The following is a 13642-nucleotide window of genomic DNA, read 5'->3' as shown; positions in this document are numbered from 1 at the left end:
CACCCTGCTTGACCAGTGAATCCTCGGACATGACCGCCCCTAGATTTCAAGTGCGAAATTGCCTGGCATAACTCCGTATTCCGACCTTTTACGGTGGTGAAGTAGCCCGTCGGAGGGCAAATCAAACATTGAGCGCTGCACGGCATTGCGATATTCATTCGCCTACGAATTCGAAAGAACCTACCGTGTCGGCATGGATATGGCGGACGTAGGTGAGGCGACGACGACTGCACCGGAAATGATTCGGACGGATCGGTTGGTGCTTCGTACCTACCGTCCAGGCGATCACCGGGATCTCCTCACCTTCTACGGGCGCAGCGACGTATGCCGGTATTTGCTGAACGATCCCTGGGATCTCGCGGAGGCTCGAGAGGCTGTGCAGAGCAGGATCTCTCGTCGTGACCTTGCTGCCGGAGCGGTAGCACTTGTCGTTGAAAGTGACGGCATGGTTGTCGGAAGTGTGAGTGCCTGGCTAGTCGAGGAATCGGGTTGCACAGCCGAAACCGCGCACACGGCTGAAGTCGGGTGGGCATTCTCGCCCGACTTCGGCGGCCGAGGATTCGCGACGGAAGCTGTGACCGCTCTGATCGACCTGGTGTTCGCAACACCCCGATTACGCCGTGTGGTCGCGCAGATGGATGCGAGAAACGAATCCTCGGCACGACTCGCGCGGCGAATCGGGATGCGGCGAGAGGCGCATTTTCGGCAGAACGCGTGGATCAAGAACGAGTGGACCGACACTGTGGTTTTTGCAACGCTGCGCAGTGAGTGGCCTTCAAATCTCTGATCAGGAGGGTCGAGCTGCTACTTCGCAACCAGTTCGGTCAACTGGGGTACCAGCTGGTCGGTTGCCCACGGGACGCTCAGAACACTGACGTACATGGTCGCGGCCGTCAGGCGATTGTCGGTGATCCACAAGTCTTTTCCGTTGGCGATGACCGGCCACCGTGCGAACAGAGTGTTGGCCAACGTGCTGTCGACCTCCGACTGATCGCTTGCCCAGCCGAGATAAACGTCGGTGTTGATCGTGTCGAGCTTCTCCATGCTGATGCCGAACAAGAACGAGTCGCCGGCGAAGTTCTTGGCGCCGTTCACTACGTCGGGAGCGACTGTGAGCCCGAGGTTTTCGACAAACTTGACGCGTGGATCGTCCGGGCCGTAGATGGCGGTTTCGGTTTCTCCTTCGCGAATATAGGACCCGAAGGCAAAGGTGACTCCGTTGAATTCGGGATGGCTCGCCTTCGACTCCTGAACCGTTTCCTCAACCGACTTGATCAGCGCTGCGGTCTGAGCGGGACGGCCGAGGGCCTTGCCTACATCGGTGGCGAGGTTTTGCCACGAGCTCGGCTGGTATGGCTTGGTGTCGTAGGGAAGGGTAGGTGCGATCGAGCTCAGCCGCTGGTAATCCTGCTCGGAGAAGCCCGAGTACGGGGCCAGAATCAGGTCGGGCGCGGCATTGAGAATCTGCTCGAACAGAAGCTCACCGCTGTCGGAGTAGTACGGCGCGGGGGTGGGCAGCGTCTGGCCTGACTTTTCGAGTTCTGCCCGCGTCCACGGCAGGAACCCGTCGGCGTCGCCGGCCCACGAGTCCTTCTGCATCGCGATCGGGGTGACGCCGAGGGCGATGACGGTGTCTGCCGCCGCGGAATCGAGGGTGAGGATCCGTGTCGGTTCCTTGTCGATGGTGGTGCCGCCGAATGCGTGCTCGATCGTGACTGGATATGCGCCGTCCTCGACAGCGGATGCCGACGAACTATTTTCCTGGGCGTCCGATGACGACTGCGTGCAGGCGGTCAGAGGCAGTGCGGCCGCCACCATCAGCGCAACGACAATTCGCCTCTTCCGTTGCGGACGAATTCTCTGACGGGCAGATCTGAACACGCGAAACTCCTCGGGATTGATCGGGGAAGTGCTTGCACGACTCAGCGCGGTACGCACATGAGAGCAGGCTTACCTAAGTGAATGTAGGGCGCGTGCGTGTAGCGAAGGGGCCAGCCGATGTCGACAACAGGTCAGGCTCGAGTCAGTTGACAGCGGCGAGCGCATTGCCGGGGGTGTAGCCGACCGTCTTGCGAAAAGCGGCGATGAAGGAACTCGACGTCCCGTAACCGACACGGCGGCTGACGGCGTTCACACTCATTCCGGTCCCGAGCATGCCGAGGGCTGTGCTCATGCGAACCAGAGTGCGCCACTGCGCAAAACTCAGGGCGAGTTCCGCGGCAAAAATCCGGGTGACCGTGCGTCGGCTGAGGCTGAGAACGTGCGCCCACTGATCGAGTGATCGATCGTCGGCGGGGTCCGACAGCACCTTGTCGACGAGTATCCGTAGCCGCGGATCGCGGGGGATCGGCACGTCGAAATGCGGAGCCGATGCGGGAGTGAGGAGATCGACGCAGACCTGCTGCGCCCGAAGGCGTTGTTCGGCAGGCATTCCGGTGTGCGCGAGGTGGATGAGCAGTACCCGGGCCGCTTCACTCAACGTCACGATGCACGGTTCGTTCCAGGCGGGAGTCCACAACTCGGGCGTGAAGAGGGTGGCACGGAATGCGACGTGGGGATTGGCCTGACCTTCGTGGAGGACTCCGCGAGGGATCCACAGGCCGACGCCGGGCGTGACGGTCCAGAGTTGATTGTCGATGATCATGTTGACGACGCCGCGGTCGGACCAGATCAGTTCGTGCTCGGCATGAGCGTGCTGTGGCCACTGGGTGATGTGGTCGGTCTCGACGATGTACGTCGTCAGTTGAAATGGCGCCGGGACGGCACGCGCCATCGGAGTGTGGCGGTCGGTTTCCCGCACGTGGGGACCGTCGTCCAGGTGTGGACCGTCGTCGATTTCACGAAGGGCAGGGATCAGCACCGCGGACTACCTCCAGAGCAAAGTTAGGTAAACCTTACACTGAAATGTGCTGGGCTCAGTGACCCGCTCCGAGTTCGATGAGAAGCACGCCTGCGGCGATGAGACAGATCCCTACGATCATCAGTTTGGTCAGCGGTTCGCGAAAGAGAATGCGGGATGCGATTGCGGTCAGCGCCACCCCGCACGCGGTCCAGATTCCGTACGCCACGCCGATCGTCAGGCCCGCGTCGAGTGCGAGTGTGAGGAAGGCAAAAGCGGCGAGATACCCCACGGTGACAACCGCAAGCCAACGCTTGTCGCTGCCGTCCTGCGACGCCATCCTCAGTGAGAGTGTTGCGGTGACCTCGGAAATAATCGCAGCGATCAGAAACACGAAGGTCATGCCGGATCCGCCGGTCCGCTGTCGGCAGCTGCCTGAGAGCCGAGTTCGACGCACAGCACTCCGCCGATGACCAATGCAATCCCAACGCCCATGGTGGCCGTCAGAGGATCCCCGAAAAGGGCAGTGGCGAACACCGCGGTCAGGACGACACCAGTTGCGCCCCAGATTCCGTATGCAACACCGAGTCCCATGCCCTCTCGCAGGACGAACGACAAAGCGGTGAACGCCGCCAGATATCCGGCGACGACCACGACGTACCAGGCGGGGTGATCGAGGGCCGCGCGCAACGACAGGGTCGCAGACACCTCGGTCAGGATCGCGGTGATCAACAGCAGCCATTTCTTCACGGGTCGGATTCTGTCAGGCTCGACGGATTCCGGTCGCGCACTGGTTCCGGTCGCACACTGGTTCCGGTCGCACACTACGGTCGAGCCATGACGTGCGTGCTGCTCGGCGGGATCCGCGACGGTGACATCCGCCACGACGCGTCGGGTGGCGATGTAGCCGCGACGCCGATTCTCGACTGGGGCAACGACGACGTGGCCCGCCTCTACGACGACATTGCGGGAGGTGCAATTCAGTCCGCGCAGGAGTTCTTGGTGTCGGCGCATCGCAGCGTCGGCGCAAGGATTCGGGCGGTCTACGGGCTCGACGACCGGCAACCCGTGTCGGTGACATTGAGTCGACGACGCGGATCGTGCAGTCAGAGACTTGCCGTCGTCGAAGCGTTGGCTCGCCGCCGCGGTATCGCCACCCGAGTGCGCGGTCTCGTACTCCGTGGGGAGTTCTGGTATCCACGATTTCGGCATCTACATGCGGTGATTCCGAAATCAGTGCTGCTGGCCTGGCCGGAATTCCTGGTCGACGAACGCTGGCGGGATATCTCCGAGATCGTTTCACTCCCGGCCCTTCCAGAAGTCTCTGCGGTCTCATCTGTCGAACCGTTCACGAACGCCGGCGAGGAAACTCTGTTCGACGCGATCGGACGTGCTCCGCTCAGTTGGGGTAAGTCGGTTTCATGTGATTGCTTGGACTTCTCCGAATTCGTCGACCGTGATCTGGGCACCTTCGAATCCCGTGACGAACTCTTCGAGAAATTCGGACAGACGATGTCGACCCCCGTCAGAATTCTCGTCGATCCTGTTTTCCGGAACTGGAGTGCATCCGGCTGACGGGCGACGCGAGGTCTAGGCTGTTCTGCATGTCTGTGCGCACCCCATTGGTCCCTGGAACCGTCTCTCCCGTCCTCGCAGTGCCCTCGAAGATCGAGCGGCCCGAGTACGCGTGGAAGCCGACCGCCAAAGAGGGCAACGAGCCCTGGGTTCAGACGCCGGAGACTATCGAGGCGATGCGCATCGCCAGCAAGATCGCCGCAGGCGCACTCCAGGAAGCCGGCAAGGCGGTGGCTCCCGGTACCACGACCGACGAGCTCGACCGCATCGCACACGAGTTCATGCTCGACCACGGCGCCTACCCGTCGACGTTGGGCTACAAGAGCTTTCCCAAGTCGTGCTGCACGTCCCTCAACGAGGTGATCTGCCACGGAATCCCGGACTCGACCGTGATCCAGGACGGCGACATCGTCAACATCGACGTCACCGCGTACATCAACGGGGTACACGGGGACACCAACGCGACGTTCCTTGCCGGTGATGTGTCCGAGGAGAACCGCTTGCTCGTCGAGCGCACCCACGAGGCAACGATGCGAGCAATCAAAGCCGTCAAGCCCGGCCGCGCGCTCAACGTGATCGGACGCGTCATCGAGTCGTACGCCCACCGCTTCGGGTACGGCGTCGTCCGGGATTTCACCGGGCACGGAATCGGCGAGACCTTCCACAACGGTCTCGTGATCCTGCACTACGACGAGCCCGCGGTCGAGACCATCATCGAACCGGGCATGGTCTTCACGATCGAACCGATGATCAACCTCGGTGGTATCGACTACGAGATCTGGGAGGACGGCTGGACCGTCGTCACCAAGGATCGCAAGTGGACGGCACAGTTCGAGCACACCCTGGTGGTCACCGAGAGCGGTGCAGAGATTCTCACCCTGCCTTGAGTTCGGAAATGCATGGCGCTCTGCTGGTAGCGGGCACAACGTCCGACGCGGGCAAGAGCGTTCTGGTGGCCGGATTGTGCCGCATGTTGGCGCGTCGAGGCGTGCGAGTCGCGCCGTTCAAGGCACAGAACATGTCGAACAATTCCGTCGTGACGCTCGACGGCGGAGAGATCGGCCGTGCGCAGGCCCTTCAGGCACGGGCGTGCGGGCTCGAACCGAGTGTTCGATTCAATCCGGTGCTGCTCAAGCCGGGCAGTGACCGGACGTCGCAGCTTGTCGTTCGGGGCAAGGCGACGACCACGGTGGGTGCTCGCGACTACATGCAGCATCGCCAGTGGCTTCGAGGAGTCGTGGCCGAGGATCTCGAATCGCTTCGATCCGAGTTCGACGTCGTGATCTGTGAAGGCGCCGGTTCACCGGCCGAAATCAACCTACGCGCAACGGATCTTGCCAACATGGGGTTGGCAGAGGCCGCACGGATTCCGGTCATCGTCGTCGGTGACATCGATCGCGGCGGCGTTCTGGCCCATCTTTTCGGCACCGTAGCGGTGCTCTCGCCGAGCGATCAGTCGTTGATCGCCGGGTTCGTGATCAACAAATTCCGCGGCGACGTTGCCCTGTTGGAACCCGGCCTCGAACAACTGCACAGCCTCACCGGTCGGCCGACACTCGGCGTGATTCCCTTTGCCGACGACCTCTGGCTCGACGCCGAAGACTCGTTGGGGGTGACCGGGAATGCTCCCGTCGGTCGACCGCGTCCGCCTCTGGGGGATCGGTGGTTGAGCGTCGCCGCGATCAGGCTGCCGAGGATCTCCAATTCGACGGATGTCGAGGCGCTGGCATGTGAACCGGGCGTTGCGGTTTCGTGGATCACCGACGCGGCGCGTATTCGTGACGCGGACCTCGTGGTGATTCCGGGGAGCAAGTCCACTGTCAGTGATCTCGAGTGGTTGCGCAGTACCGGTCTGGCCGACGAGATCATCGCTCGCGCGGGTCGCGGGCAGGCAGTGCTGGGAATCTGCGGTGGCTACCAGATGCTGGGCAAGTCCATCGTCGACGACGTCGAATCGGGATCGGGTACCACGACGGGACTCGGACTGCTGGATCTCGAGATCGAGTTCGCGCCCGACAAGGTGCTGGCGCAGGTGACCGGCACGGCAGACGGTATTTCGGTGTCCGGGTACGAGATTCATCACGGGCGGGTAGTCCGCAACGGCGACCGTCCACTGTTGGAGGGTTCCGAAGGCACACCGGAAGGCAGCGTGCGAGGGTCTGTTCGAGGGACCCACTGGCACGGACTCCTCGAAAGTGATGACTATCGGCGCAGTCTGCTGCGGGAGATCGCGGTTACCGGTTTCGTTGTTGCACCCGACACCTCGGTTGCCGCCGTGCGCGAGCAACAACTCGACCTGCTTGCCGACCTGGTGGAACAGCATCTCGACCAGGATCTGCTCGAGAAACTGATCAACGGCGGGGCGCCGCGTGGGCTCCCCGTCATTGCCTCCGCAATCGACGGCTGAGAGCGCTCCCGCAGGCTTCGATGTGGACGTCTGCGTGGACGGGGTAGAATAGCTAGGCCTCACTCCCGCGACGGCTCCCTAGTAGGAGTGTGCGCGGTGGCAGATCAATTCGACGGCTTGCTGGCCGACTTCAGTGACGAGGTGCTGGTCGACTCGGCAGTGCTCGGCGATCACGCAGCCTTCGATGTCATCGTTCGCCGATACGGCCCGCACTTGTATCGATTTGCCCGTCGACTGCTTGCGAGCGAGAGTGACGTCGACGACATCGTCCAGGAAACGTGCGTTGCCGCGTGGCGCCAACTTCCGGGGTTTCAGCGGCGCTCGAGCATCAAGACGTGGTTGTTCGCGATCTGTTCTCGCAAGATCGCGGATTTCTATCGAAAAGTCGGCTCCTGCGCCGCCGACGTGGACGAACTCCGCGAAGAAGCCGATCCCCGATTACGCGATCCGAGCGAAGAAGTATGCGGCACAGCATTTCTCGACGCCTTGGAATCCGAACTCGATCGCCTGCCCCTACACCAGCGCGCCGCCTGGGTCCTGCGGGAAGTGGAGGGTATGACGTATCCGCAGATCGCGACAGTTCTGGAACTGAGCCCGGACGCGGTTCGCGGCCAACACACTCGGGCGAGAAGAAATCTCGGCGCCGCACTCCACCGATGGCGATGACAGCTCGCCGGTTTGCCGGGTTTTGTCGCCGAACTCACTCTCCTTCCTGCCCTCGAAACTGGAAGAATGCTTCGTCGTGGATACCGCTTTCGACCCCAGAGGCTTCGACCCGCGAACCGAGGATTCGGTCCCGTCGGTGATGCCGGACGACGCGACGGCAGCCGGCGCTGACGTCGCCGTCGAGGCTGCGGAAACTCGACTGACTGCAAGCGCGGTCCGAGAGTTGCTGGCAGCGCTCGGGGGAAGTATCGGCGACGAGGACGAACTCGTGATCCTGCTCCAGCGCGCCGTCGAAATCGCGAACGACGCCATCGACGGGGCCGACAGCATCGGCGTCACGATCGATCTGGCGGGACAGACCTACACCGCCGTTCATACCGATTCGCGGACTCTGCGCGTCGACATCGAGCAGTACGACGCCGGCGACGGACCGTGTCTGCACGCAGCCCGAACCGGTGAAACCGTTGTCGTCGACGCCGAGAGAAGTGCGGAACGCTGGCCACGGTTCGCGGCGGCGGCGAAAGAGGAAGGAATCAAGTCATTTCTCGCGGCGCCGCTCTTCACACCGGATCAGCGGCTCGGTTCGTTCAACCTGTACGGACGCGCTCCAGCGGCCTTCGACAGCGTCGACGCGGACGTCATGGAGATCCTCACGACAACAGTCTCACGTGCGATCGGCGACTTCTCTCGCTTCAAATCTGCCAGGGCGGTGGCTGATGCCTTGCAACGCGCGCTCGAGACCCGGGCGCCGATAGAACAGGCCAAAGGCATGCTGATGGCCATCCATCGGATCGACGCCGACACCGCATTTCACATGCTGCGCAAGCAGTCTCAGACCACGAATACCAGGTTGCGTGACGTGGCAGCCGAGATCGTCGAGACGTATTCCGCGCCGCCAACCGCGGTCTAGTTCGACGGAGACCGACGTACAGCCTCGAGCGCGACGACGACGCCCGCGGCGACAACCACGTGCATCAGAGCGAGCATGACCGTGCTGGCGGCGTCGAAGTCCGCGGCGATCGTCAGAGCGATGGTGCCGAGCGCAAAAACTGCACCCACGACCTGAGCGATGCGGATGATCGGCTCCCACTTCAGTGAGATCAACATTGCGAGCGACAAACCGACCAGCAACGGCACTACCGTCAGTGTGATGACCCCGCCGGGAGCTACGCTCGCCACCTTTCCCTGATCTGTCATCTCGAACGATCCGCCCAATGCCAGGCCGATCAACCACAGGATCAGGTTGGCGACGAGGGCAATGACGGTGGCCCCGAGTACGGCACGCGGCTTGGTGAGGTGGAGGTTGTGTGCGGTTGACGCGATTGCAGACATGATGTTCTCCCGGTTCGATGCCATGGTCTTGTGACGGTGTGGTGATGTAGACCTGCGGACCCGGAGAAACTCATCGCCGGGCAGCTACCGCGGATCGGTGATGGGCACGGCGGTGCCCGTGACCGCGATACCGCCGTCGACCGGGATCTCGACCGCGAGAACGCTGGGTCGCCCGACGTGTCGGCCCTGGTGGATGGTGATCTGGCGAGGAGTGGCCGCGGGTTCGAGTTTGCGCAGGTAACCGCCGGTCGACGCCGCTGCAGACCCGGTCGCGGGATCCTCGACGATGTTTCCGACCGGAAACAGATTTCGAGCTTCGAAGGTGTTGTCGTCGAGGGGATGCAGGATCGTCACCGTGCCCGCCCACCCCTGCGCGTCCATCAGAGTTCGCATTGCGGATGGATCGAAGGTGAACTCGTCGAACGTCCCCTGATCACGAAGTACAACGATCGGGTGCGTGTTGCCGGCGTACGAGAGCATGGCGGGATACCGCTGGTCCAGTGCAGACGAATCGACGCCGATCAGCCCGAGCAGTGCCGTCAACACGGCATGATCGATCGGCGTGACCGACGGTTCGACGCTGGTGAAGGTCGCGGTGGATCGCCCGTCTTCGTCGGTCGCCGTGTCGATGGATACCGGTCCGATCGGTGTTTCGAAAACGAAAGTTCCGCTGCCGTCGCGCTCGGTGAGTGCTACGGCTGTCGCGATGGTGGCATGACCGCAGAACGGTACTTCGGCGATGGGGGAGAAGTAGCGGATCCGGCTGTGGCGCGGGTTGTCTCCGAGTGCCGTTTCGGTGAGAAACGCCGTCTCTGCATACCCGATTTCGGCTGCAACAGATTGTAATTCGGAGTCGTCGAGCCCACGGGCGTCGAGCAGCACGCCGGCCGGATTGCCGCCGCCGGGATCCGAACTGAACGCAGTCAGCCGGAGAATGTCGCGAGAATTTGCCATGTCGACCATCTTTGTCCGCCGCCGTGGATCGGGGGAAGAGCAGTCGCGCGATTGCGGTCCGCAATCTTCGAACTGGACTGCCTCGGAACAAACCGGCCGCACGGCGTCGTTGGTGCAGTTATGAGCAATGACACAGGCACTGACGACGCGTTGTTCGCACTTGTAGCCGAGGGAAAGCAAGGCGTGCTGGCGACCGTCAAACGCGACGGCCGTCCGCAGCTTTCCAACATCATCTATCGATGGGACGTCGAGTCGAAGACGGCTTCGGTGTCCATCACCGCAGATCGTGCCAAGAGCCGTAATGCCCTGCGTGATCCGCGGGTTTCCCTCCACGTCAGCGCGCCCGACTTCTGGAGCTATGCCGTGATCGAAGGACTTGCCGTGGTGACACCCGCGGCGGCCGATCCTCACGACGAAGTGTCGGACGCCTTGGTCGAGCTCTACCGGGACATCAGCGGTCAGGAGCATCCCGACTGGGAGGAGTACCGCGAAGCGATGGTGGCAGAGCGTCGACAGATCCTCACGGTGCGCGCTGATCACGTCTACGGAATGACGCGGCTCCCGAAGCCGTCCGGCACCTAGCCCCGCGCCCTCACTCGAGTTCGGACCACCCCCACTTCGAGCGAACGGTACGTCCGTCGCCTCAGATGCGCCGAAAGCCACTTTCGCTCAGTGGGGAGGTGGTGCAGAGCGAACAAATCGGACTAGCAGGCGGTGGTGAGAATGTATGAGTGGTCATACTTCTGCCGACTCCAGGGTCCTCCACAGTGTGGATCGCGTACCGTTTCCAGACATGGAATTGACTCGAGTAGCGGTGGGCAGTGGTTCGTGCACCGTTCGGATCGACGGGCCGGTCAGCAAGCATGCGGTACTCCTGCTCCCCGGCAAGGGCGACCCCGTCGACTTGTACGACGATGTGTGTGAGCGACTGCATCATTCGGATCTGCGGACCGTCGCGGTGGAATCGATCGAGAATCTCGACGAGACATCGGCAGTGGTACTTCTGGACGAGTTGAACATCGCCTGGGTGAACCTGGTCGGTCACCGGGAGGGAGCTGATCTCGCCTGGCTGTTGGCGGCACGGCAGTTCGGCCGCTTCGCGAGTCTGATCGCGGTGGACCGCGGACATCCGTCGGCGAGCGATATTGCCGGCGTTCCACCGGTCGAGGTTCCGACCACGGTCGTCGTGGGCAGTGGGGGTCGGGCCATTGCCGACGCCAGCGGTCGTTTCGTGTACTCCGATTTCCGCGTGACGGAACTTCCGGGTGTCGACGACGTCGTGAAGTCTGCACCGGCCGAACTCGCAACCGAGATCGTGCTGCGTACCAGCCCCTGGTGAAACTCTGACCTACGAAGGCGGGCACTCCCATTGCGCGGAGTGCCCGCCTTTTCGTATGTCGTACGTGGGTGCGGGGGCTCAGATGTCGAGGCCGAGCAGCGCGTTCTCGACTACTTCGGCCAGGGCCGGGTGGATCCAGTACTGGCCGCGCGCCATGTCCTGCGCTGACAAACCGAAGCTCATCGCCTGGATGAGCGGCTGGATCACCGTCGGAGCCTGCGTACCCATGACGTGGGCACCGAGAATGCGTCCGGTGCCGCGCTCGGCGATCACCTTGCAGACACCCTCCTGATCCTCCATCGCCCACCCGTACGCGACGTCTCCGTATGCCTGCACCTTGACGGTGATGTCGAGTCCGGCGTCGCGGGCCTGCTTCTCCGTCATGCCGACATCGGCGATCTGCGGGTCGGTGAACACTGCGGCGGGTACGAAGCGGTGGTCGGTGCTGCGAAGCCCGGACGTGTCCTTCCACGCATCCTGAAGCAAGTTGTGCTGAACAACGCGCGCTTCATGGTTGGCGACGTGCTTGAGCTGGTACGGCGACGAGACGTCACCGAGTGCGAAGACGCCCTCTGCGGTGGTGCGCTGGTATTCGTCGACCACGATCGAGCCCTTGTCGTCGAGTTCGACGCCGGCCTTGTCGAGACCTAGGAGGTCTCCGTTCGGCGCACGACCCACCGCGACGAGGAGAACGTCACCGGAAACGACTGTGCCGTTTGCCAGTTCGACGGCGATGTTGTCGCCGTCACCGCGCACCGACGTGAGGGGGGAGCCCAGATGGACGTCCCACTTCTGTTCGGCCAACTCGGTGAAGCGCTCGGAGATCTCGTCGTCGAGGTGCCGCAGCAGTCGCTGGCTGCGACCGATGATCGACACGCGAGAACCCAACGCGGAGAACACGTGTGCGAATTCGGTGGCGATGAATCCGGAGCCGACGATGACCAGGTGCTCGGGAAGTTCAGGCAGTCGCATGATGTCTTCGTTGGTGTAGTACTTCACCCCACTCGACGCGATCTCTTCCGGGATGATCGGGCGTGACCCGGCAGCGATGACCACCTGATCGGCGGTGATCGTCTCGCCGGTTCCGGTGTCGATCGTCTTCTCGCCGGTGAACGTCGCGTGGCCGCGGTAAACGGTGGTGTTGGGGCTGTCTTCGCTGCGATACCGCTCGCCACCTGCAGAAATGGGATCGATGCGGCCGAAGACGCGCTTGACGATGTCGGACCAACGGACGCCGTCGAGCGTGGCGTCGACGCCGTACTTCTCGGCAGTGGTGATGGTGCGTGCCACCTCGGCGGCGTAGACGAACATCTTGGTCGGGATGCATCCGACATTGAGGCACGTGCCGCCGAACGTGCCCTCTTCGAGAATTGCGATCTTCTTGCCGTCGAACCGTTCGTCGGGCAGCGAGTTTCCGGATCCGCTGCCGATGATTGCAAGGTCGTAGTGCGTCACTGCGCGATCTCCTGTGTGTTGCTTGCGGTGCTTGCCGAACTTTCTACCGCCTGCGCGAGGTGGCCGTCGAGCCACTCCAGCCACAGGTCGAGTTCGGAAAAGGCTGTGGCCAAGGGCTTCTCGGTGGACAGGAACACGTCGTGACGGGCGTCGTCGATCGGGACGATGCTGGTGCGATCGCCCAGGCAACCGGCCCAACGTGCGATCTGCTTGACGTCGAGCACGGAATCCGCCAGGTCGACGCTCGGGTTGTACGCCTTCGCGAACTGCGACTTCTTCGAGCGCAGAATCAGCGCAGGCACCCCGATGTCGAGGCCGCGGTGCAGTTTTGCGTGACCCGCTCGGACGGCCCGCATCCAGCCGAAGGTGACGGGGCAGCCGGCGAGCGGCTTCCAGTCGAGGTTGTAATCCCAGACTCCGTTGGCCGAAACGTGAAGACTGGAACCGTAAGTCGGTAGCCCGGTGCCGGGAATCACGGTTTTTGCCGAGACCCGACCGAGGGCGTCGATCGCGGTGGTACCGACGTTGCGAACCATCGAAGGTCCCTGAAGGTCGAACCAGGGGCTGTTGAGGACGAGACCGCAGATTCCGGCGCCGGCGCTGCCACCGGGCTTGCGCTGCAACCGGTTCAGCCACAGCGGAACGATCAGACCACCGGTGGAGTGCGCCATCAGCAGCACCTCGCTGCCGTCGGTCTCGTTGCCGACGATGCGCAGCGCCTCGTTCAGTTCGGCGTCGTAGAGCGCGAGGTCGGAGACGTAGTGCGCTGTGTGTCCCGGCTTGAGCGACCGGCCGCACTTACGCAGGTCGAGTGCAAAGAAGGCGTAGCCCTGCTCGGCGAAGTGCTCGGCGAGGTGCTTCTGGAAGAAGTAATCGGTGAAACCGTGCACGTACAAAACGGCACGGCGTGTCTTCACTGCCTCCTTCTGCGGTTGGTAGCGGACCAGTGTCGCGTCCACCTCGCCTTCGCCGTCCGGATCCGTTCCGAGCGGGATCGTCAGCTGCTGATATCCGTCACCGAGGACGTCTGGAACCCAAGTAGTCACAAATCACAATCTAATCGTCGTTTCGAGTG

The 13642-nt window shown here is 62.7% G+C and carries 16 protein-coding genes; 8 read left to right on the top strand and 8 right to left on the bottom strand.

Translation table 11 applies throughout. The features are described from left to right. The first annotated feature begins 193 nt into the window (after positions 1-193). On the top strand, positions 194-787 hold the full coding sequence (locus ACFQ6H_RS27040) for a GNAT family N-acetyltransferase (RefSeq protein WP_378545775.1): 594 nt from the start codon (positions 194-196) through the stop codon (positions 785-787). A gap of 17 nt (positions 788-804) precedes the next feature. Here ACFQ6H_RS27040 and ACFQ6H_RS27035 read toward each other — a convergent pair whose 3' ends face one another. The 4 genes from ACFQ6H_RS27035 to ACFQ6H_RS27020 form a co-directional block, all read right to left on the bottom strand. Next, positions 805-1881: an ABC transporter substrate-binding protein gene (locus ACFQ6H_RS27035; protein WP_378449495.1), complete on the bottom strand. Its 1077-nt coding sequence runs from the start codon at positions 1879-1881 to the stop codon at positions 805-807. A gap of 142 nt (positions 1882-2023) precedes the next feature. After that, entirely contained in the window at positions 2024-2860 is an 837-nt protein-coding gene (locus ACFQ6H_RS27030; protein WP_378649749.1) for an AraC family transcriptional regulator, read from the bottom strand. 55 nt (positions 2861-2915) lie between these two features. Continuing rightward, positions 2916-3242 (bottom strand): DMT family transporter, encoded by a 327-nt coding sequence (locus ACFQ6H_RS27025; RefSeq protein WP_378533660.1) that lies wholly within the window; start codon positions 3240-3242, stop codon positions 2916-2918. Next, complete coding sequence (locus ACFQ6H_RS27020; protein ID WP_378533658.1) at positions 3239-3589, bottom strand: DMT family transporter; 351 nt, start codon at positions 3587-3589, stop codon at positions 3239-3241. The genes ACFQ6H_RS27025 and ACFQ6H_RS27020 overlap by 4 nt, the downstream gene beginning before the upstream one ends. A gap of 87 nt (positions 3590-3676) precedes the next feature. Here ACFQ6H_RS27020 and ACFQ6H_RS27015 point away from each other — a divergent pair, with 87 nt between their 5' ends. From ACFQ6H_RS27015 to ACFQ6H_RS26995, 5 genes are all read left to right on the top strand, one after another. Next, positions 3677-4414 (top strand): transglutaminase domain-containing protein, encoded by a 738-nt coding sequence (locus ACFQ6H_RS27015; protein ID WP_378649747.1) that lies wholly within the window; start codon positions 3677-3679, stop codon positions 4412-4414. Positions 4415-4443: 29 nt separating this feature from the next. Next, complete coding sequence (gene map, locus ACFQ6H_RS27010) at positions 4444-5301, top strand: type I methionyl aminopeptidase (RefSeq protein WP_378533654.1); 858 nt, start codon at positions 4444-4446, stop codon at positions 5299-5301. Positions 5302-5309: 8 nt separating this feature from the next. Further along, entirely contained in the window at positions 5310-6821 is a 1512-nt protein-coding gene (locus ACFQ6H_RS27005) for a cobyric acid synthase (protein ID WP_378649745.1), read from the top strand. 96 nt (positions 6822-6917) lie between these two features. Further along, positions 6918-7487: an RNA polymerase sigma factor gene (locus ACFQ6H_RS27000; protein WP_378649743.1), complete on the top strand. Its 570-nt coding sequence runs from the start codon at positions 6918-6920 to the stop codon at positions 7485-7487. A 76-nt stretch (positions 7488-7563) separates the two neighbouring features. After that, positions 7564-8397 carry an ANTAR domain-containing protein gene (locus ACFQ6H_RS26995; RefSeq protein ID WP_378649741.1) on the top strand — a complete coding sequence of 278 codons (834 nt, stop codon included), beginning with the start codon at positions 7564-7566 and terminating at the stop codon, positions 8395-8397. Here ACFQ6H_RS26995 and ACFQ6H_RS26990 read toward each other — a convergent pair. Together ACFQ6H_RS26990 and ACFQ6H_RS26985 are read right to left on the bottom strand one after the other, a co-directional pair. Next, positions 8394-8819 (bottom strand): DUF6069 family protein, encoded by a 426-nt coding sequence (locus tag ACFQ6H_RS26990; protein WP_378449486.1) that lies wholly within the window; start codon positions 8817-8819, stop codon positions 8394-8396. The two genes, ACFQ6H_RS26995 and ACFQ6H_RS26990, sit on opposite strands and share 4 nt — an antisense overlap. Before the next feature lie 84 nt (positions 8820-8903). Further along, the gene (locus tag ACFQ6H_RS26985) at positions 8904-9773 is read right to left on the bottom strand and encodes a PhzF family phenazine biosynthesis protein (RefSeq protein ID WP_378649739.1); all 870 of its coding nucleotides are present in this window, start codon (positions 9771-9773) and stop codon (positions 8904-8906) included. A gap of 120 nt (positions 9774-9893) precedes the next feature. Between ACFQ6H_RS26985 and ACFQ6H_RS26980 the strand changes: the two genes are divergently transcribed. After that, entirely contained in the window at positions 9894-10355 is a 462-nt protein-coding gene (locus tag ACFQ6H_RS26980; RefSeq protein WP_378449484.1) for a PPOX class F420-dependent oxidoreductase, read from the top strand. Between the two features lie 211 nt (positions 10356-10566). Beyond that, positions 10567-11112, top strand: coding sequence for an alpha/beta fold hydrolase (locus ACFQ6H_RS26975; protein WP_003942671.1), 546 nt, complete (start codon positions 10567-10569; stop codon positions 11110-11112). Positions 11113-11190: 78 nt separating this feature from the next. Here ACFQ6H_RS26975 and mtr read toward each other — a convergent pair whose 3' ends face one another. Further along, complete coding sequence (gene mtr, locus ACFQ6H_RS26970) at positions 11191-12567, bottom strand: mycothione reductase (RefSeq protein ID WP_378649738.1); 1377 nt, start codon at positions 12565-12567, stop codon at positions 11191-11193. Further along, positions 12564-13613 carry an alpha/beta hydrolase gene (locus tag ACFQ6H_RS26965; protein WP_378649737.1) on the bottom strand — a complete coding sequence of 350 codons (1050 nt, stop codon included), beginning with the start codon at positions 13611-13613 and terminating at the stop codon, positions 12564-12566. The genes mtr and ACFQ6H_RS26965 overlap by 4 nt, the downstream gene beginning before the upstream one ends. Between the last annotated feature and the right edge of the window lie 29 nt (positions 13614-13642).

It is taken from the genome of Rhodococcus sp. NPDC056506 (assembly GCF_042794945.1).
In the GTDB taxonomy this organism is placed as follows: domain Bacteria; phylum Actinomycetota; class Actinomycetes; order Mycobacteriales; family Mycobacteriaceae; genus Rhodococcus_F.
The sequence above is the reverse complement of the archived record's forward strand: the minus strand, read 5'-3'. Positions and strand labels throughout refer to the sequence as shown.